The following is a 19,334-nucleotide window of genomic DNA, read 5'->3' on the forward strand; positions in this document are numbered from 1 at the left end:
CCGTCACGCGCCGCGCCCTTCTGCCTGCTGTCCCCTCATGGCCTGATGCTCGCGCACCGCCGTCAGGAAATTGCGCAGCATGTCCATCCCGCTCTGGGTGGCGACGCTCTCGGGGTGAAACTGCACGCCGTAAACGGGGTACTCACGGTGCCGCAGCGCCATCACAATCTCTTCTTCGGGGTCCGTCGTCCACGCAGTCGCCACCAGTTCGGGCGGGAGGTCACGCACCACGAGCGAGTGGTAACGGGTAACCGTGACGCCGTCGGGCAAGCCAGCAAACAGGTCGGCCCCGTCATGCCGCACCGGGCTGGTCTTGCCGTGGACCGGCTGCCGCGCCCGCCCTACCTGGGCCCCAAACGCCGCCCCGATGCTCTGGTGCCCCAGACATACGCCCAGCAGCGGATAGGTGGAGCCCAGTTCGCGGATCACGGCCACACTTTGTCCCGCCTCGGCGGGCGTACACGGCCCCGGCGAGACCACGATGGCGTCGGGATTGAGCGCCCGCACCTCGTCCAGCGTGAAGGCGTCGTTGCGCCAGACGGTCAGGTCGCAGCCCAGTTCACCGAAATACTGGACGAGGTTGTAGGTAAACGAGTCGTAGTTGTCGATAAGGAGAAGGCGGGTTGTGGGGTGTGGGTTGTGGGTCATTGAGTGTGTCCCCGCTGGGTTCGTGGATTTTTCCCGTCTTGAGACGCGACGTAGCTTGAAAGTCGGCGCGTCAGAGTGCCGAGTTGCGCAAACAGAGAATGCTCCGGCGCTGGTTCAACCATGTGCAGTCGGTGGGCCAGGTGGAGCAGGGTGTGAAGTTCGTAGGCCGAGCCCAGTGCAATTCGGGCAAAGCGGGCAGCCTCGGCTGGCGACCCGCGCCCGACACCTTCTGAAAGATTGGTCGGAATAGACGCCGCTGCGCGCCGGGCCTGCGAGGTCAGGCCATACCGCTCGTCTGCCGGCCAATGGGCTGAGCAGCGGTACACCTCCTCGGTCAACCTCAACCCTTCCTGCCACACCTCAAGCGTCTGAATCTTCCCCGGCCCCATCATCTTTTCCCTCTCCAACCCACACCCCACGGCCTACAACCCATGAGAAGCCATCTCCACCGCTCGCATCAGGGCCGCCGCCTTGCTGCGCGTTTCCTGCTCTTCGGCGGCAGGGTCGCTGTCGGCGACCACGCCAGCGCCGGCCTGGATGTGCACGCGGCCACCCGTAATGACCATGGTGCGCAGGGTCAGGGCCATATCCATGCTGCCGTCAAAGGCGATGTATCCAAACGAGCCGCCGTAGGGACCGCGCCGCACCGGCTCCAGCTCGTCAATAATCTGCATGGCGCGAATTTTGGGGGCGCCGGACACCGTGCCCATCGGCTGCACGCTGGCCAGGGCGTGCAGGGGCGTCTGACCGGGGCGCAGTTCGCCGGTCACGCTAGAGACGATATGCATGACGTGGCTATAGCGCTCAATGGCAAAGGCGTCCTGCACGCGCACGCTGCCGTAGCGGCTGACCCGGCCCAGGTCGTTGCGGCCCAGGTCCACCAGCATCAGGTGTTCGGCGCGCTCCTTCTCGTCGGCCAGCAGTTCTTCGGCCAGGGCGGCGTCGGCCTCTGGGGTCTGACCACGGGGGCGGGTGCCTGCGATGGGCCGGGTGGTCACACGCACGCCGTCACTGGCCAGCAGGCTCTCGGGGCTGCTGGCGACCAGCGTGACAGGGCCGAGTTGCAAGTAGCCCAGGTAGGGGCTGGGGTTGACCCGGCGCAGGGCGCGGTACAGCGCAAACGGGTGCAGCTCGCCCAGGTCGGCACTGAAGCGCTGGCTGGGCACCACCTGAAAGATGTCCCCGGCCCGGATGTACTCCAGGGCGCGGTTGACAGCCGCCTCAAAGCCCTCAGGCGTGAAGTTGCTGCTAAAGGTGGGGGCAGCGGCTCCTGCCTGACCCGGCACCGGGGGCAAGGGGCCGCGCAACCGGCCCACCAATCCCGCCACCTCGGCGTCGGCCCCGGCCTGGTCTGCGGCCACCGCCACAGCGATCAGGCGGTGCTTGAGGTGGTCGTAAATGACCATCCCGCGCGGCGCCACGAAACAGGCGTCCGGCACCCCCAGCTCGTCGGGGTTCTCGTCCGGCAGGCGCTCGTAGCTGCGAATGAGGTCGTAGGCGGCGTAGCCCACCGCGCCGCCAATCAGCGCGGGCAAGCCAGCGGGCAGCGGCACAGTGCCCGCGACCTCTCCGCGCGTGACTCCGTGATAGAGCCGCGCCAGGGGGTCAGCTTCTGGCCCCGCAAACTCGCCGAAGAGCCCGCTGCTGACCACCTGCCCGCCCCGCGCCTCAAACCGGCCCTGCTCGCCCACCCCGATAAAGGAGTAGCGGCCTAGTTTCTCGCCCGCCTCTACGCTTTCCAGCAAGAAGGCGACCTCCTCGCCCTGCGCGGCTTTCAGGTAGGCAGTGACCGGCGTATCGAGGTCAGCGTTCAGCTCCTGCATGGCAACAGCCAGCGGGGCGCGGTCGGTGGGGGGCAGCGTCATGGGTCTCCTCTGAGGCACACAAAAAAACGCCCGGATGGAAGTTTTCCACCTGGGCGCGTCCGGTTAAGGGAACAGCGAAGCTTAGACCCAGGCGAAACTGGGCCACCACCACGCGCGGGCAACGGTCATACCGCCGCAGCATAGCGCGCAGGAGAAAGCTGAGCAGGGGCCAGAGACCAGGGGCTGTCTACACAGTGCAGCCCAGCGGACCAACACTTGGCAACTGAAAGGGCCTCCTGCCTATAAGTTTGAACCCATGCCAAACGCCTCCGCTGTCGTGAGTGCCGCCTTTCAAGTTCATGGAAGAGGCTGGGCGCTGGAACTGGCCGACCTTGAAGGCACGGTCAGGAAAGGCGATTGGGTCAGTGGCTTTCCCGCCCCCCATGACCACCGCTCTTTGCAGGTGCTGGGGGTTGAGTGTGTTGACAGGGAACTAAGCACGGGCTCTCCCCAGGCCGCCGCCGCAGTGGTCATCGCAAAACTTAAAGGGTCACTGGCGCAGGACATTGTGGGGCGGCAGGTGTCCTTTTCATCCACTAATCCACAGGTCGCCGCCTCACAGGAGAACACATGAACGTCAGTGGCCGCGTTCGCCTCGTTCTGGACCTGCGGCGGCAGGCTCGGCAAGGCACTTCAGGCACAGCGCTCGCGCGGGACCTTCTGACCCGCCCAGAGGTCAGCAGATTTGAAGCTTACGCCCTGGCGATGGACGCCTTCGGCATGGGGTTAAGAGAAGCGCGCGAGCTTGAATGGCTTCTGGGCCAGGACCACGGCGGCACTTACGAAACTATTGAGACAGTCTGGACTCCATACCTGAGCAACTCGCTGCGCTGGCCGAGAAGAGTCGCGCATCTGGAAATCAAGGAGCAGGACGACGTTCTGGTCACAGTTTCCCTTTTTGACTACCGCGAACCGCAGAGAGATGAAGACCTCGTGCTGACGTGGGGAGACGGAGAGGTCATGAGGACGCATACGTTCGACCTTCCCATTTCATATAGGTACGCGCAGCCTGGAACGTACTCTTTCAGCTACCAGGGTGCTGGCTCGTTCCCCTGGACTTTTGGGCATACTTTGAACTTTTCCGAAAGGCAGAGTGGAAAGACAGGCCTGACGTTCCGAGATTGCCCTTAAGCGGCAGGCACACACGGCAAGACACACCCGTTTTAGCCAGCCACCACATCTTCCTCGTCTTCCAGTGGTGCAAACAACCGGTCCAGGTCAGCCGTCGTCAGTTGGGTGGCGTCGCTCAGCCCACCGTCCAGAATGCCGCGCGCCAGGCTGGCTTTGCGGGCTTGGAGGTCGAGAATGCGCTCCTCAACGCTGCCCGCCGCAATCAGTTTGTAAACGAAGACCGGTTTGTCCTGACCAATCCGGTAGGCGCGGTCCGTCGCCTGCTCCTCGGCCGCCGGGTTCCACCAGGGGTCGTAGTGAATCACGGTGTCGGCGGCCGTCAGGTTCAGGCCCACGCCGCCCGCTTTAAGGGTAATCAGGAAGACGTGGGTTTTGCCGCTCTGAAAGGCGTCAATCTGACCCTGGCGGTCCTGCGTGCTGCCAGTAATCATGGAATACGGCATGCCTTCTTCGCGCAGCCAGTCTTCTAGGTGACGCAGCAAGGTGGCAAAGCCGCTGAAAATCAGTACGCGGCGGCCCTCTTCCACCATTTGCGGCAGGTGGGTTTGCAGCCAGTCGAACTTGGCATTGCCCTGCACGCCGCGCGCGGCCTCCAGTTTGACCAGCCTGGGGTCGGTGACCGCCTGCCGGAGCTTCAGGAGCGCGTCCAGAATGGCAATCGTGCTGCGCGCCAGGCCCCGCGCACGCAATTCCTCGCGCACCCGCGTTTCGGTGGTGACCCGCACCGTTTCGTAAAGGTCGCGTTGATCGCCGTCCAGGGTCACGCGCACCGGAATCTCGGTCTTGGGCGGCAGTTCGCGCGCCACGTCCCGCTTCTCGCGCCGCAGGATAAAGGGGCGCACGCGGGCCGACAGGGCGGCGCGGCGACTGGCCTCACCGCGCTTTTCGATGGGCGTGCGGTAGAGGTCACGGAAGGTCTTTTCGTCGTGCAGCAGACCTGGGGCCAGAAAGTTGAACTGCGACCACAGCTCGCCCAGGTGGTTTTCCAGCGGCGTGCCGGTCAGCGCCAGCCGGTGCCGGGCTGACAAGCTGCCCGCCGCCTTGGCCGCCGCCGTGCGCGTGTTTTTGATGTTCTGGGCCTCATCCAGAATGACCAGGTGGTAGGAAAACCCGCCCAGCTCGGTGATGTCACGTGGCAGCAGCGGGTAGGTGGTCAGCACGAGGTCATGGGCCGGAATCTGGGCAAACTGGGCGCGGCGGTCCTTGCCGTGTAGGGTCAGCACCCGCAGCTCTGGGGCAAACTTGGCGGCTTCGGCCTGCCAGTTGCCGATGACGCTGGTGGGCGCCACGACGAGGCTGGGGCGGTCGGCTCGGCCAGAGTCTTTCTCCAGAAGCAGGTGCGCGAGGGCCTGTACCGTGTTATGCGTGACGATATAAGCCTCAGTGACATAGAGCCGGTCGGCGGCAGCCACGGCAATGCACTGGGCTTCCTTTTCGCCCACGTACTCGATGCTCTTGATGCCCCGGCTGGGTGGGTACTTGGTGGGGCGGCGATATGCAGCCAGTTTGGCGGTCAGCCGGAAAGGGTCAAGGTGCGCAGGCAGCTTGAGTGTCACGCGCCAGGCGTGGCCGGTGCGCCTCTCGCCCTGATAGACGTGCGTGGTCACTTTCTGCCGGAGACGGGCAGTGCCCCCCAGCGACTGCACCAGTTCCACCACGCCGCGCGCCAGGGCTTCGGACACGCTGGTGTACTCAATCACCACGCCTGCGTAACCGTCGGTATCCAGGAGGCCTTGCAGCACCGCCAGTCGCTGTTCGGGACTGCCGCGCAGGTACACCTCCGGAATGAACTTGGCCCGGCCGTTGCAGCCGTGCAGACCCAGGGCTTTCAAGTCATCTTTCAGCGGGTTGGGGGTCCAGCGCCCGCCACTCACCAGTCGGTAGGTGCTGACCCGTTCCGTCAGGCGCTCGGCGTGCCGGGCTTCCACGCCCGCAGGCAACGCCAGGGCCCCAACCAACTCGTCTTCTGATGTAATGCCCAACCCGTGCGTCAGGTGGCCGTCACCCAGCAGAGCACCCAGGGTATAGGGGTCAACGGATAAGGCCTGCGGCGCAAACTGCACCGCCTCCACCACCGGGAGGTAATGCCTAAGGTTGCCTGCCGCGTCGGTCAGCGAGGCCCGAATCTGCGCGGTGGTCAGCACCCGTTCCGGCAGGCCGCGCCGCTTGCGAACTGGAGTGTTCACAGCCCAGAGATGCTCCTCGTCCACCTCCACACTGGCGCCGTCGGTCAGGGTCACGCGGTAGATAGGCCGCTTCCCCTGTGGATAGACGCCAATCACCCGAGTAGGGCGGCCGTCACGGCCGATAACGTGGTCCCCCACCTGCACCTCGCCCATTCGGCGCCAGCCCAGCGGCGTCAGGAGGCGGGCGTCCAGTGGCTGCGCCTTACCAAGCCCCATGTCGTCGGCCAGAATGCCGCCCATCTCGTATTCCCGCAGGAATTGCAGCCAGGCCACGCCCTGCCGCTGATAGGGGCGCAGGTCCGCCCTTAGCCCCGGCGGCGGCTCGATGTCACGCACACCGGTAAAGTCGCGCAGGCGGCGCCCCAGTTCCAGCAGACGCTCGGCGCCCAGCCAGCGGGCCTGCACCGCCTCTTCCAGTTGGGCCAGGCGGGCGGCGTCCAGCAGCGGGAGCCTCAGGGGCCCTGGCGGCAGGTCACGCAGATTCAACTCCACCAGCACGCCCAGAATCGCCCGCACCCGGCCAGCAGGCAGCGCCACGCGGCGGCCATCGTCCAGGGACGCGTGCAGCACCTCATCGTCGGGCAGGTCCGCCAGGGCTTCAGGGGTAAAGAGGTGCGGCTGGCGGGCGATCAGGTCGGCCAGGATAGGGATTAGCGAGAGGCGCTGACCGTCCACCACAATGCCCAGGTCCAGGGTGAACCAGCCGCCGTGGCTGTCGTCGGCCTCGCCGTACCAGTCGGTAATCTCGGCGTAATTCAGGGGAAAATCGGGGTGAACGTGGACACTGACCCCTTGCAGTTCCAGGTCAGCCCGGCCCCGGCGCATGAAGTCCATCCAGGCGTCGTCGTCGCCGGCCGTCAGCAGGGTCTCGGTGTCGCCAGGGGCGCTCAGAGTGTACTCGTGGCCGTAAGCGTCATCCAGGGTCAGAAAGCCGGCCAGGGCGACGGTGTGCGCGGCCTCGCGCTCAGCCTCCGGGTCACGGGTCACGCGGGTCAGGACGCCGCCCCGGAACACGGCCGGCCCACCGGGGCTGTGGGCGTCGGGTACCGTCAGGCCCGCGTAGGCGTGGCGCAGTTCGGCGACGGGCAGCGTCACCGGGGTGCGGGCGCCGCTATAAGCGTGGTGGAGGGCCGGGCGCGCGCTCAGGTGCAGCTGCGGGGTATAGGGCAGCCGCTCCTCGCGCACCTGCACCGTCTGGGGAATGGGCAGGTTCAGTCCAGACGCCGTGATGGCGTGGGCCAGCGCCACCGCCTGCGCGGGGGGCAGGGCCGGCCCCGCCAGAAAGCGCGCCACTGTGTCGGCGGGCGCGCCCACCTGCACGCGGCAGAGCTGCTGCGCCTGAGGCTGCACCCCCCAGGGGCGCGGGGTGGGCAGCACCACAGCGTTGGGCGCATCTTCCAGGTGAAGGGTCGGCGTCTGGGCGCCGCGCCCGTCGGCCAGCCAGGCCAGGGTGCCGCGCAGGTCCGGTCCCCGCAAGAGAGGCAGTTCAGGGCGCTCCCAGCACAGGCGGCCCGTTTCCAGCAACTGCTCCAGCAGCAGGTCGGCCGCCGGGTGGTCGTTCAGGGCGTGCAGTTCTTCCTGCCAGCGCCCAGGTTCGTGGGTGGGGGTGGCCGCCACCTCCAGCAGCCGCAGGAGGCCTGCGTCGCGCCGCGCGAAGGCAGGGGCCGTCGAAAGCGTCCGGGGCAGCGCGTAGGTTTCGGCTCCGCGCAGGTCGGCGCCGCCCTCGCTGCGCACCGGCAGGCGCACCAGCCGCAGCGCCACCCGCCGCGCGCCGCCCACCGTGCTGCTGGGGGGCAGCAGACGGAGCACGTAGCGCAGTTCAAACTGCCTCCCCCGGCCGGGGCTGCGGCTCTCGGTAAAGGAAGCCAGCCACTGCTGGGTGCGGGCGTCCAGCGGTTCTTCAGCCGGCGCGTCCTCGGGCGCAGCGTCTTTGGGGACCGGGCGCGGGCCGGGCGGCGGGTCGGTGGACAGCACCAGAGCGGCCACATGCCGGCAGCGGTAACGGCCACAGGTGCAGCTGGAGCCCCGCAGCTGCGGGTCGGGCGGCGGCAGCAGGTCGGCCGTGGCGTGGTACACCATGCCGCCGTCGGTCACATTGGCCTCGGCGTGCCAGCCCAGGTCGGTCCAGGCGCTCTGGATATCCTGCACGGCTTCGGCGCGCAGCGCCAGTCCCTGCGCGGCAGTGTCCAGGGCGAACCCAGGCGGCAGGCGGCTGAGCTTCACGGCGCGCGGGGTGCGGAGCGGGCAGCCCGTCCCGACACAAGGGCGAGGAGCGGCAATGCGGCGGGAACAAACACGCCCCCGAGTCTAGCGCGCCCAGGAAAAAAGCGGTGGAGGTTGTTGGACGTGACCCGGAGGCGAGTCCTCACAACAGAACTCAGCGTGGTTAAGGGTTAAGATCCTCAACCACACCGAGGCGAACACAGTGAGTCTCCGTCAGACGCAGCGGCGACAGTGGAGGGGTATGGTGAGCCCCTCAGTGGAACGGGCAGCCGCTGTCAGCGGGCCTGAATCCGCCAGACCTTGCCAGCCCCGTCGTCGGTAAGGAGGAGGGCGCCGTCTCTCGCCACGGCGAGGTCTACCGGGCGGCCAGCGACGGCATCGCCTTTCAGAAAGCCGGTCAGGAAATCGGCGGTCTGGCCGGTCTGGGGATTGACTGTAATCACCTTGTAGCCGCTTTTTTCAGTGCGGTTCCAGCTGCCGTGCAGCGCCACGAACATCTGCCCCTTGTAGGCGGCCGGGAAGGTGGTGCCCGTGTAAAACGCCAGGCCCAGCGGCGCCGAGTGCGCGGTGGTGAGCCCCAGGGCCGGGGCGGCGCCCGTACAAGTGGCCGCCGTGCGTTTGCCAAAATTACTGTCCCAGACCTGCGGCTGACCGGCCTGGGTGGGGTAGCAGTACGGCCAGCCGTAAAAGCCGCCGTCTGTCACGCCCCAGAAGGCTTCGGGGGGAATGTCGTTGCCCAGTTGGTCGCGTCCGTTGTTGGTGGCGTACAGCTGCCCCCCTGACCACTCCAGGCCCACGGCGTTGCGCAGGCCGCTGGCAAACAACCGGCCGTTCTTGCCGTCGGCGTCGTAGACCCAGACCGCCGCGCGGCGGGGATCTGTTTCCTCGCAGACATTGCAGGTGCTGCCGGCCGAGACATACATGCGGCCGTCAGGCCCGAACACCACCGTGCGGGTGGAGTGGCCGCCGCCCGCCGGCAGCGCCACCACCGCCTGCGCCGTTCCGCTGGCCTTCGTGTCGCCCGCCGCGTAGGGAAAGCGCACCACGCCGTCGGTGTTGGCCACGTACAGAAAACCGCCCTGAATCGCCAGGCCGTGCGGCTGATTCAGGCCGCTGGCATACACCTCTTTGCTGTCGGCCTTGCCGTCGCGGTTGCGGTCGGGCAGGACGTAGACCGTCCCTGCTTCCGTGTCGCTGAGCAGCACGTCACCGTTGCTGGCCACTGTCATCAGGCGCGGCTTTTTAAAGCCTTCGGCGTACAGGGTGACCGCAAAGCCCGCCGGAACGGTGAACCCACTCGTCTCCGGCGGGGTGGGCTCAGGCCTGGTGCCCGACTGGGTGCAGGCGGTGCCCATCAGGGCGAGCGTAAGCAGGGCGGCGCAGGCACGTGGGGTCATGCCCCATCACAGCAGGGCGGGGTGAGGCGCAGATGGCGGGGCGCTCAGCGGCCGCTTAGCCTTCGTACTTGCTGAGGACCTGCTCGGTGCGTGCACTCTTGACGCGGTTAACCAGGCGCTCGTGTTCATGCTTGTCGCGCAGGCTCTTGCTGAGGGTCAGGGTGCTGGCAGTCAGGAACAGGGTGCCCATATACAGGTAGCCCTTAATCCACCAGTCCACCGGAATGAAGTAGATGCCCAGCACCATCAGGCTGAGGCTGACGAGAAACGCAATCCAGATAAAACTGAGCCACGCGGGCGAGTCACCGTGAAGGTCGGGGTTTGTGTACTGGGTCATGGGCTGGGCCTCCGGGTAAGGGAACTGACCCTCAGTGTAGAGAGGCCTGGACCGGCCCGTTGCCGCATCTGCACAGCGTCCAAGTTGGGGCATCGGGAGAGTGACAGCGTTGAGAAGCGGGGGCTGAGACAAGGGCGAAGCGGCCAAAACACGCAGCTCAGTGCCCCCAGCTCCTCACAGAAGTGCGCTGACTTCCAGGGCACGCCAGAAGGGCGTCAGCCTGCTCCGCTATCGCTGTTAGCCCGCCGCTGCGGCTGCTCTGTCACAAGCCTGCTCAGAGCCTGCGGCGGTCGGCCCCCGAATCAACGCCATGCGGGTTGCACTCACCCAGTTCCTTGCAAAGGGAGATGCGAGCGGCGCAAACCTCTTCTCCTTCAGGCGCGGGTGGCCTCGGGGTACTCGAAGCGGGCGCCCAGCGCCTCCAGATGCCGGAAAAACTGCGGGTAACTCTTGCGGATGTGGTGCGCGCCAGTAATCCGCAGAGGCGCCTGAGCATTCAGGCCCAGCACAGTTAGCAGCATGATCATGCGGTGGTCGCCGTGTCCGTCAGCGGTCACGCCTCCGGCCAGGGCCGGAGTCCCCGTCACGGTGAGGCTGTCTGCCGTCTCCTCCACCGTCAGGCCCAGCCGCTCCAACTCGCGCCGGGTGTCCGAGATGCGGTCGCATTCCTTCAGGCGCAGGGTGGCGACATTCTCCCAGGTGGTCGTGCCACTGGCCAGCGCGGCCGCCGCCGTCAGGGCCTGCACGGCATCGGTAAAGCCGTCGCCGTCGCGCGTGACCGCGTGCAGCGGCTGACCACCTCGCACCGTCACAGTGTCGCCCTCGCGGGTCAGATCGGCGCCCATTTCTTGCAGGACGGCCAGGGCCTCGCGCTCGCCCTGAAGGTCGTGTTCGCGCAGGTTGGTCAGGCGAACCACACCCGGGCGGGTGGCGGCCGCCGCCAGAATCGCCGCGCTGCCGGGATAGTCGCCGGGCACCGTCACGCGCCCGGCGCGGTAGGCCTGCCCGCCCGGAATGGTGATGCGGCTCAGGTCACCCGCCGCGCTGGCCTGCACCCCAAAGGCTGCCAGCGTGTCCAGCGTCTGCCGCAGCGGGGCGTGACTCTTGATGTCGCCCGTCAGGCGCAGGTCCAGGCCGCCTGACAGCAGCGGCGCCAGGAACATCAGTGCACTGGCGTACTGGCTGGACCGCTCAGCGCTGACCTCCACCACCCCGCCGCGCACTGGCCCGCTGATGGTGGCGGGCAGCCGCCCCTCCTGGCTCTGTATGCGCGCGCCCAGCCGCTCCAATGCCTCCAGCAGGTCCCCCTGGGGCCGCTTGCCGAGGGAATCGGGGTAATCGGTGACGAAGGTGGTGCCCGTGGTCAGGGCCGCCACGCCCATCAGAAAGCGCGCCACGGCCCCCGCATTGCCCGGATTCAGGGTGACGCCCGCACTGGGCCGCGCGCCGAAGCCGCGAATGACCACGTCTTCGCCCACCAGGGCCACGCCCGCGCCCCAGTCGCGCAGGCAGCGCAACATGGCCCCCGCGTCCTCGCTGGTCGCGGCCCCCACCACGCGCGTTTCGCCCTGAGCCAGCGCGGCGGCCAGCAGGTAGCGCGTGGTGTAGTTCTTGCTGGGCTGCGCCCGCAGTTCACCACGCAGTTCTGCGGCGGGGTACACGATGACATCGAACTTTTCCGGCAGGCCGTCCATGCGGGTCAGAGTAGCGGGCTCAGTAGGCGGGGAAGCACAGGGAAATGGACAGGGGTGAAGGCCAAAAGGGACCTGAAGGGTGGAGCACATATCTGGAGGCCTCTCCAGCTTGAGGAACGACCGAGCACTTCAAAAGAGGAGCCTTAAATACGCACCACGCCACCTTGCCCTGTTCTCACCCAGATTCAGGTGAGGGGTTGGGACGCGCAGGCAAGAAGCGACAGGATGGCGTCGAGGCTGGATATAGGGACGCCATACGCAGTCGAAGCAGTGGCAGTTTGCCAGTGCCCCCTTCTGCTCTCCCCCGCACTAGCGGTAGTGTCACGACTGGTCTGTCCGTAGAAGCAGAGCCGCAGCGCAGGAAACCCGCTTCAGCACTCAGCTCAGCAGGCGGTGGTGCTCCTGAACGGCCTGGCCCAGCGTCATCGGACGGTTCTCCTGGCCAAGCACACAGACGCCGTACGCCGCCGCCATCTGCTGGGCGCTGCGGTTCCCTGGCATCCCGCCAATCGCCGTACACAGCCCAGGGCTCATCACCGAGGTGATTGCTCCTGGGTGCTCCTGCTGAAACTCCCGTACCGCAAGTAAGGCAGCCCGGAACGCCAGGTAAGCATTCACGCTTTCGGGCACCTGGCTCGGTACGCGCATGGTGGGGGCGCAGATCAGGTACGGAATCTCGGCGTCGTAAGTCTCGATCACCAGGGCCTGACCAACTGGCAGTTCTCCGAAGAAGTGACGGCGCAATTCGTCTTGCAGGCGTTCTTGCAGCTGCCAGCCGAAGCGCTGGGTATACACGAGATCAATGCCCCCATCCATGAAACCAAAGCTGTTGGCAGGGCTGAGAACCGCGTCTGCCCGGAGATCGAAGATATCGCCCTGCGAGACGTGAACATCCGGCAGCAAGGCGAACTGCTGCTGCCAGCCGGAGACGACCTCTTCGTTCCGGTCCCGCAGGTAAAGGGTGAGTGATGGGCGCATCCTTCGTGTCAGCTTGTCATACGGATTCCGGTTGAATCCAGCCGCATGCTGGATGAACTCCGAGCAGACTCAAAGAGCTGTGCAGAAGGAGAACAGACGGAAAGCCACCGTCGGCGCCTCCAGAACGCAGCAGTCGTCTCAGCCCTTCATCGTCTGCAAGCAGAGCTTCGAGTCACCGCTTTCGTGAGGAAGACCATCCTTGAAACTTCACTGGGTCTCAGGCGTACCGACGACCTCCCCAGCCAGGCGAAGACCTCTCTCGGCTGGGGAGGGGGCCAGCACGGCCAACCCCTCTACAACCTCAAAATCACCCCGCCCGCAATCAGCCCCGCCCCGGTCCCCACCAGCAGTACCGTCTCCCCTGCCCCCACCGTGCCCCGCGACAGCGCCTGATGCAAGGTCAGCGGCAGGCTAGCGGCAATCACATTTCCCAGCGTGGGCAGGGTCACTTCGATCTGGGCCGCCGGCCACCCATAGCGCCCCATCAGGTCTAGCCCCGCCTGACTGGCCTGGTGCGGCACGACCCGGTCAATGCCGGGCAGACCCGTACTCAGCCCCGGCCGCAGCCGTTCCAGAAAGGCGGGCACCACCCGCGAGGCCAGTTTCAGTACCTGTAGGCCCTGCATGTCAAAGGTGAGGTCGGCCAGCTGCACCCCCGGCTGCTGCGGCATTTTCAGCGTGCCGCCGCCCCGAATGCGGGTGTGATCGGCGCCTTCCGGGTAGGTTTCAATGCGCGCGGCCTGCACGCCCTGCCCAGGCCGCTCGGGCGGCCCCAGCAGTACGGCGGCGGCCCCGTCACCAATCAGCAGCGTGCTTTCAGGCTGCGCGGGGTTCAGGCCCAGGCTGCCCGCCTCGCTGGAAATGATCAGGACATGGCGTGCTTGTCCGGTGTGAATCAGCAGGGCGGCGTGCTGTAAGGCCAGCAGAAAGCTCAGGCAGGTGCCGTGCAGGCTGTAGGTGGCAGCCCCGCGCAGGCCCAGTTCGCGGGCAAACAGGGCGGCGCCGTCGGGAATAGGTTGCAGCTGACTGCCGCTGGCGTTCAGCAGCACGTCTACATCGCCCACCGTCAGGCCCGCTGCGGCCAGGGCGTCGCGGGCCGCCTGGGCCCCCAGGGTCAGGGCCGTTTCTGCACCCGAAATCCAGCGGCGCTCCCGCACACCGCTGCGTTTCAGGGCCAGTTCGGCGGGTACGCCGCACAGCGCGGCGACCTCGGCGGTTGGGACCACACGCGACGGCAACGCCTGCGCGGTGGCCAGAACACGAACGCCCAGATGGTGGGTCATAGAATTTCCTCTGCTGCGGGCCGCCAGCTCCGGGTCACGCGGCGGCGCTTGGTGCCGGGCACAGGGGGCGGCAGTGTGGAAGCGCGCAGCGTCACCTGCGCCGGGTCGGCCCCGCTGCGGGCCAGGGCCGCCCGGACCGCAGCTGTGGCGGCGGCCGCCGTTTCTGGGGTGCACGGCTCAAGCAAGAGGCGCAGCGCCCCCTCGCTGGTCTGTTCGGCGCGGTAGTCGCGCAGGTCCGGCACACCCGCCAGCGCCCCCCGCAGGAAGTCAGGCCACACGGTCACCGGGCCGCCCGGACCTGGCAGCCGCAGGGCGTCGTCCTGCCGCCCCACAACCGCCGCCACACGCCGCGCCGCCCGGCCACAGGGGCACGGAGCGTCCTTCAGACGCAGCAGATCGTCCAGCCGGTGCCGCACAAAGGGCTGGGCCCGCCGCCGCAGGTCGGTGATGACCGGCCTCACCAGACCGCCGCCCACGGCCTCCAGGTCAAAGTGAACGTGCGCCTCGGTCAGGTGCAGCTCGCCGTGTTCACACGGCAGGGCCAGCAGCCCCTCGGTGGCCTGGTACACCTGCACCACCGGGCCCCAGGCGTGCAGCCGCCGGGCATCGTCGTCCTCCAGCACTTCGGCCACGCTGACTACACGGTCGGGGCGCAGGGCGGCCCCCGCATCCTGTACGGCCCGCAGCACCGCAGGTGGCCCCACCACCAGGGTGGGCCGATAGGCCGTCACCTCCTGCACCAGGTCGGGCAAGGGCCGTAGCAGGTCGAAGAATCGGAAGGTCAGCCGCTGGCTGCCCACGCTGCGGTACAGGGGGCTGTCCGCGCGCAGAAAGAAGGCGACGCGGTGCCGCCGCGTCAGGCCGCGCAGCCCGCCGGGCAGCAGCGCGCGCAGCACGGTGCCGGCCCAGCGCGCCTGCTCCTCAGGGCTGACCAGAAAGACGCCCTGGGTGCCGCTGGTGCCGGTGGACAGCCCCACCGTGACCGGGCCGCGTGGAGTCAGGAGTGGCGGGGTGAATTCGCGGGTCTGTTCCGCCCGGCGGGCCGTGGCCAGGGCCTGCTCCAGCGTGACCCCCACCGTGTTCAGGGTGTCAAAGGTGGCGAGCATCTGCGCCTTGTCCGTCGGGGGTAACTCGCGCCAGCGCGACAGGGGCAGCCCAGCCGCCCGAAACCGCGCGGCCACTGCCGGACTGTGCGCGGCCACCCAGCGCAGGTGGCCATGCGCCAGCCGCGCCTGGTGGGCCTCCAGGGCGGCGCGGCAGCGGAAGGTCAGCCGCGTGTCGTCCAGCGCGGCCAGCAGGGTCGGCAAGGCCTTCATCGCCAGCCTTCCGGGGTGTCGTGGCTGACGTGCAGGCGGGCGCGGGGATTGGCCTGCAAGAAGGCCCGCAGCCGCGCGCCGCTGGCCTCTTCCTGCGCTGGATCGAAAAAGGCGGCGCGGGCCACGGGATGAACCGGACGGGCCTCGCGCCCGGCCCGCACACTCCACGCGGCGTCGGCGGCCAGGACGGTCAGGCCCTCGGCCTCGGGCACCAGCAGCCCCACCATGCCGGGCGCGTGACCGGGCAGCGGCACAGCCTGCACCGTGCCATCACCAAATACGTCCGCCACCTCGGGAAAGGGGGCCAGCTCAGGCGGCGCCGGCGCGAAATTCAGCCACTCGGTGCGGGCTTCAAAGTCGTCCGGCAGCGCTTCGGGCAAAAAGGCCCGGCGCACCGCCCGCAGGCCCCTGAGGCCCTGCAAGGGTCCGTAAGCCGCTCGGCTGAGGTGAAAGGTCGCCTGTGGAAAGTCGCGCAGGCCTCCCACATGGTCGGCGTGCAGGTGCGAAACGATGATGTGGCGCACGTCCTGAGGCGCAAAGCCCATCACGGCCAGCTGGGCGCGCGCGGTGTCCTGGGGACGCAGGCGCACCGGGGTCACGAGGCCGTAGAGCACCCCCGGCCAGCGGCGCATGGCCCCCAGCACGGGCGCCCCGTAGCCGGTGTCGAACAGCACCGGGCCGCGGGTGGGATGTAGCAGCAGCGAAAACCCCGCCGGGTACGCCTGCACCCGCCACGCGGCGCCGCGCTCGGTGATGGCGGCCAGGTTGAGGCAGTCGCCGGCCTGGAGGGAAAGAACCCGCACTGAATTCATGGTTGGCTCCTCAGGTGGGCGAAAACGTCGGCCAGGCCCACCTCTGGGGTCACGGCGGGCACGTAGCCCAGGCGCTCGCGGGCTCGGGTCAGGTCCAGCGTCATGGGACGGGTCAGCAGGCGCACGCCGCTGGCCGTCAGCGGCGGCTCGGGCCGGGCCGGGTGAAGGCGCGCGCCCAATTCGAGGAGGTGGGCCGCGCCCTCTATCAGCCGCGCGGGAACGTAGCGGGCCGGGCGGGGCAACGCCAGCGCGTCGGCCAGGCGGTCAACCGTGGCCCAGAGGGGGACCGGTTGCCCGTCAGTCACGTTGAAGACCCCCGGCGCGGGGCGGATCAGGGCCAGTTCGGCGGCCTGAACCACGTTGCGCACATGGGTCAGTTCGGTCCAGACCTCAGCCCGCGTCAGGCGGGGCAGCCGCCCAGTTTTCAGCGCACGGGCCAGCCGGGGCACCAGACTGGTGTCTCCCACGCCGTAGATCCCGCGCGGGCGCAGCACGGTGGCGTCCGGCAGGGCGGCGCGCACCGCTTCTTCGGCCAGCCACTTGCTGCGGGCATAGAGGCTGTCAAAGTGGGGGCCCAGCGGCGTGTCCTCGCGCACCTGCCGGGTCAGGCCCGTGGCGTTGTACACGCTGGGCGTGCTGACGTGAACGAGGCGCGCGCCAGCCGCCGCGCAGGCGCGGGCCAGTTCACCGCTTGGCCAAATGTTGTCCGCCTGGAAGTCTGCCCAGCGCCCCCACAGGGTCGAGCGGGCCGCCGCATGAACCACGGCCTCGGTGCCGCGCAGCAGCGTTCGCCAGTCGGCCCCGCGCAGGTCGGCGGGCACAAAGGTCACCCCGGCCGCCTGCAACTCGGCCCCGCGCGCCGCGTCCCGCCCCAGGCCGCGCACCTCATGTCCAGCAGCCACCAAGCGGCGGGCGACCGCGCCGCCCAGAAAACCTGTTGCGCCCGTAACCAGGACGTTCATCGGTCTCTGAGTATGAGACCTCAGGGCCCGTGAAGCGCGACCTTGGAACGCGGTTAAAAGGAGCCCGCGAGGCAGATGCCGGACTGGGGGCTGCGCCGGGCGGCCCAGGCCAGGAAGCTGCCGCGCACTTTACGCCAGGCACCATGACGACCCTTCCCTTCGCCGCTTCCCGCACCCGCTCGCAGGAACTCACCAGCACCCGGCTGACTTCTGCGCCGCGACGATGGCCCAGAGGGCCCAACCAACCCTGCACATCCGCGTGTACGGCTTGCAGTGGCCTCACCCTGGGCTGTGGGCAAACCGAACTGGGCCACCTCCCTCTCTGCGCATCCGCCCTGCCCGCCGATGAGGGCGGATATCAACTCTGACGGCTGACAGGGGTGAGGCCAGGGTCTTTACCCTGACGGTTGCTGAGATTCAGGACCCCCTGAGGGCCGTTTCGACCCCGCCAGCAGTGCTCAACAAAGGGGTCACCAATATGGTGCTGGCCCTCAGGGGGCGGTGGTAGAGAGGGTCAGGGTCCCCAGGGTCAGCGTGACTTCAAACCCGTTCGGGAGCCGCGAGACCTCGCAGGCCGTGAGCCGCGCCGGCGCCGCCACGCCCCGGTAGGCGGGGCCTAGACAGCTTTCCACGCTGCCCACCTCCAGAAACGGCTTGCCAGGGTCGTCCTGCCAGGCACGGCGCGCGGCGTCCGTGACGGCCTGGGTATAGGTGTGGGCGGTGCGGGTCCGGGCGGCGCGGTCCTGCTGCGCCTGCCACCCCAGCAGCAGCGGCATCGCCACAAACGCCCCCAGCACCAGCGCGCGGCGCAGCGCAAGAGTGTTCATTCGGGCCTCGTCACGCGGTATTGCCGCTCGCCCTGCACCGTCACCGTCACGGTGACCTGGCCGCCGTCCACGGCTACCTCGCACGCCTGGGCGCCGCGTGGCAATGCGCGGGGTAGCACCTGGGCGCAAGTCTGGGTGTAACCAACGCTAGCAGACGGCGACGTGGCCTGCACCGCATCGGCCACCCGCACGGCGTAGTTGCGCACCGCTCGGCCCTGCACCGCCAGGGTGGCGACCACCACGCCAATCAGGGCAAAAAAGCCCACAATGATGGTCAAGAAAGTGCGCTGGGTACGGGCGCGCACCTCCGGCGTGACCTCGCGCAGGTCGCCGCTGCCGCGCAGGCCCGCCGGGGCTGGGGGGGGCGGTGGGGTGGGAACCGGGCGGCGCTTGCTCACGCGGTCCAGCGTAGCGCGCCGGCCCAGGCCAGAAGCCTCACGGTACACTGCACCCCATGAGCAAGGTCATCATCATCGGAGCTGGCGGCGTCGCCAACGTGGTCGCCAAGAAGTGCGCCCAGAACGACAGCGTGTTCTCGGAAGTCCTGATCGCCACCCGGACGGTCAGCAAAGCCGACAAGATCGTCGCGGAGATCAAGCAGCACATGCCGGAGAGCAAAGCGGTGTTCACGACCGCCACCGTGGACGCTGACAACGTCCCCGAACTGGTGGAGCTGATTCGCCGCTTTGGCCCGAAGATGGTCATCAACGTGGCCCTGCCCTACCAGGACCTGACGATCATGGACGCCTGCCTGGAAACCGGCGTGCACTACCTGGACACCGCCAACTACGAGCCCAAGGACGTGGCCAAGTTCGAGTATTCGTGGCAGTGGGCCTACCAGGACCGCTTCAAGGAGGCCGGCCTGACGGCGCTGCTCGGCTGCGGCTTTGACCCCGGCGCCACCCAGGCCTTTACCGCGCACCACGCCAAGCACCACTTCTCTGAAATTCACTACCTGGATATCGTGGACTGCAACAACGGCAACCACGGCAAGGCCTTTGCGACCAACTTCAACCCAGAAATCAACATCCGCGAGATCACGGCCAACGGGCGCTACTGGGACAACGGCGAGTGGGTCGAGACCCAGCCGCTGGAAATTGCCCAGGACATCTACTACCCCAAAGTCGCCACCCGCAAGAGCTTCGTGCTGTACCACGAGGAGCTGGAATCGCTGGTCAAGCACTTCCCGACCATCAAGCGCGCCCGCTTCTGGATGACCTTCGGCGAGGCGTACATCAAGCACCTGAACGTGCTCGAAGGCATCGGCATGACCTCCATTGAGCCCATTGACTTTAATGGGCAGCAGATTGCGCCCATCGAGTTCCTGAAGGCGGTGCTGCCCGCGCCCGAAAGTCTGGCCGAAAACTACACTGGCCAGACCTGCATCGGCGTGCAGGCCAAGGGGATTGGCAAGGACGGCCAGCCCAAGGTGCATTTCGTCTACAACGTCAAGGACCACGCCGACTGCTACCGCGAGGTGCAGGCGCAGGGCGTGTCCTACACGACCGGCGTGCCGGCCATGATCGGCGCCATGCTGATGCTCAGTGGCGACTGGCTGCAGCCCGGCGTCTGGAATGTGGAGCAGTTGGACCCCGATCCCTTCTTCGACGCCATGAACAAGTGGGGCCTGCCGATTGACGAGCTGGCAGGCATTGAGCTGGTCAAGGACTGAGGG

General features: G+C 67.7%; 17 protein-coding genes. 3 read left to right on the top strand and 14 right to left on the bottom strand.

Features of this window, described 5'->3' with window-relative positions; genetic code table 11:
- Nucleotides 1-3 precede the first annotated feature (3 nt).
- From GO986_RS06930 to trpE, 3 genes are read right to left on the bottom strand one after another with little or no spacing between them, the layout of a single operon-like run.
- Nucleotides 4-648, bottom strand: a complete 645-nt coding sequence (locus tag GO986_RS06930) for an anthranilate synthase component II (RefSeq protein ID WP_157458561.1) — start codon at nt 646-648, stop codon at nt 4-6.
- Entirely contained in the window at nt 645-1,040 is a 396-nt protein-coding gene (locus GO986_RS06935) for a four helix bundle protein (RefSeq protein ID WP_232337505.1), read from the bottom strand. Before GO986_RS06935 ends, GO986_RS06930 begins: the two co-directional genes overlap by 4 nt.
- 30 nt (nt 1,041-1,070) lie before the next feature.
- A complete protein-coding gene (gene trpE, locus GO986_RS06940; RefSeq protein WP_157458562.1) occupies nt 1,071-2,513 on the bottom strand; it encodes an anthranilate synthase component I in 1,443 nt (480 codons plus the stop codon).
- Nucleotides 2,514-2,769: 256 nt separating this feature from the next.
- Between trpE and GO986_RS06945 the strand changes: the two genes are divergently transcribed.
- Together GO986_RS06945 and GO986_RS06950 are read left to right on the top strand one after the other, a co-directional pair.
- On the top strand, nt 2,770-3,087 hold the full coding sequence (locus tag GO986_RS06945; RefSeq protein ID WP_157458563.1) for a hypothetical protein: 318 nt from the start codon (nt 2,770-2,772) through the stop codon (nt 3,085-3,087).
- On the top strand, nt 3,084-3,644 hold the full coding sequence (locus tag GO986_RS06950; RefSeq protein WP_157458564.1) for a hypothetical protein: 561 nt from the start codon (nt 3,084-3,086) through the stop codon (nt 3,642-3,644). The genes GO986_RS06945 and GO986_RS06950 overlap by 4 nt, the downstream gene beginning before the upstream one ends.
- Before the next feature lie 32 nt (nt 3,645-3,676).
- On the opposite strand, the gene GO986_RS22565 is transcribed toward GO986_RS06950, so the two are convergent.
- The 11 genes from GO986_RS22565 to GO986_RS07005 form a co-directional block, all read right to left on the bottom strand.
- Nucleotides 3,677-8,053 carry an SNF2-related protein gene (locus GO986_RS22565; RefSeq protein WP_369409212.1) on the bottom strand — a complete coding sequence of 1,459 codons (4,377 nt, stop codon included), beginning with the start codon at nt 8,051-8,053 and terminating at the stop codon, nt 3,677-3,679.
- 275 nt (nt 8,054-8,328) lie between these two features.
- Nucleotides 8,329-9,450, bottom strand: a complete 1,122-nt coding sequence (locus tag GO986_RS06960; protein ID WP_369409213.1) for a PQQ-dependent sugar dehydrogenase — start codon at nt 9,448-9,450, stop codon at nt 8,329-8,331.
- Between the two features lie 55 nt (nt 9,451-9,505).
- The gene (locus tag GO986_RS06965) at nt 9,506-9,787 is read right to left on the bottom strand and encodes a YiaA/YiaB family inner membrane protein (protein ID WP_157458565.1); all 282 of its coding nucleotides are present in this window, start codon (nt 9,785-9,787) and stop codon (nt 9,506-9,508) included.
- Nucleotides 9,788-10,161: 374 nt separating this feature from the next.
- The gene (aroA, locus tag GO986_RS06970; protein WP_198170466.1) at nt 10,162-11,481 is read right to left on the bottom strand and encodes a 3-phosphoshikimate 1-carboxyvinyltransferase; all 1,320 of its coding nucleotides are present in this window, start codon (nt 11,479-11,481) and stop codon (nt 10,162-10,164) included.
- Nucleotides 11,482-11,859: 378 nt separating this feature from the next.
- A complete protein-coding gene (locus GO986_RS06975) occupies nt 11,860-12,459 on the bottom strand; it encodes a macro domain-containing protein (protein ID WP_157458567.1) in 600 nt (199 codons plus the stop codon).
- Nucleotides 12,460-12,752: 293 nt separating this feature from the next.
- On the bottom strand, nt 12,753-13,742 hold the full coding sequence (locus tag GO986_RS06980) for a 3-oxoacyl-[acyl-carrier-protein] synthase III C-terminal domain-containing protein (protein WP_157458568.1): 990 nt from the start codon (nt 13,740-13,742) through the stop codon (nt 12,753-12,755).
- The gene (locus GO986_RS06985; RefSeq protein WP_157458569.1) at nt 13,739-15,058 is read right to left on the bottom strand and encodes a F390 synthetase-related protein; all 1,320 of its coding nucleotides are present in this window, start codon (nt 15,056-15,058) and stop codon (nt 13,739-13,741) included. Before GO986_RS06985 ends, GO986_RS06980 begins: the two co-directional genes overlap by 4 nt.
- The gene (locus GO986_RS06990) at nt 15,055-15,870 is read right to left on the bottom strand and encodes an MBL fold metallo-hydrolase (protein ID WP_157458570.1); all 816 of its coding nucleotides are present in this window, start codon (nt 15,868-15,870) and stop codon (nt 15,055-15,057) included. Before GO986_RS06990 ends, GO986_RS06985 begins: the two co-directional genes overlap by 4 nt.
- The gene (locus GO986_RS06995) at nt 15,867-16,832 is read right to left on the bottom strand and encodes an NAD-dependent epimerase/dehydratase family protein (protein WP_157458571.1); all 966 of its coding nucleotides are present in this window, start codon (nt 16,830-16,832) and stop codon (nt 15,867-15,869) included. The genes GO986_RS06990 and GO986_RS06995 overlap by 4 nt, the downstream gene beginning before the upstream one ends.
- Before the next feature lie 491 nt (nt 16,833-17,323).
- The gene (locus tag GO986_RS07000; RefSeq protein WP_157458572.1) at nt 17,324-17,659 is read right to left on the bottom strand and encodes a hypothetical protein; all 336 of its coding nucleotides are present in this window, start codon (nt 17,657-17,659) and stop codon (nt 17,324-17,326) included.
- Entirely contained in the window at nt 17,656-18,057 is a 402-nt protein-coding gene (locus tag GO986_RS07005; protein WP_157458573.1) for a hypothetical protein, read from the bottom strand. Before GO986_RS07005 ends, GO986_RS07000 begins: the two co-directional genes overlap by 4 nt.
- 56 nt (nt 18,058-18,113) lie before the next feature.
- Here GO986_RS07005 and GO986_RS07010 point away from each other — a divergent pair, with 56 nt between their 5' ends.
- Nucleotides 18,114-19,331 (top strand): saccharopine dehydrogenase family protein, encoded by a 1,218-nt coding sequence (locus GO986_RS07010; RefSeq protein WP_157458574.1) that lies wholly within the window; start codon nt 18,114-18,116, stop codon nt 19,329-19,331.
- Nucleotides 19,332-19,334 lie beyond the last annotated feature (3 nt).

Source organism: Deinococcus arboris (assembly GCF_009755355.1).
GTDB lineage: Bacteria > Deinococcota > Deinococci > Deinococcales > Deinococcaceae > Deinococcus > Deinococcus betulae.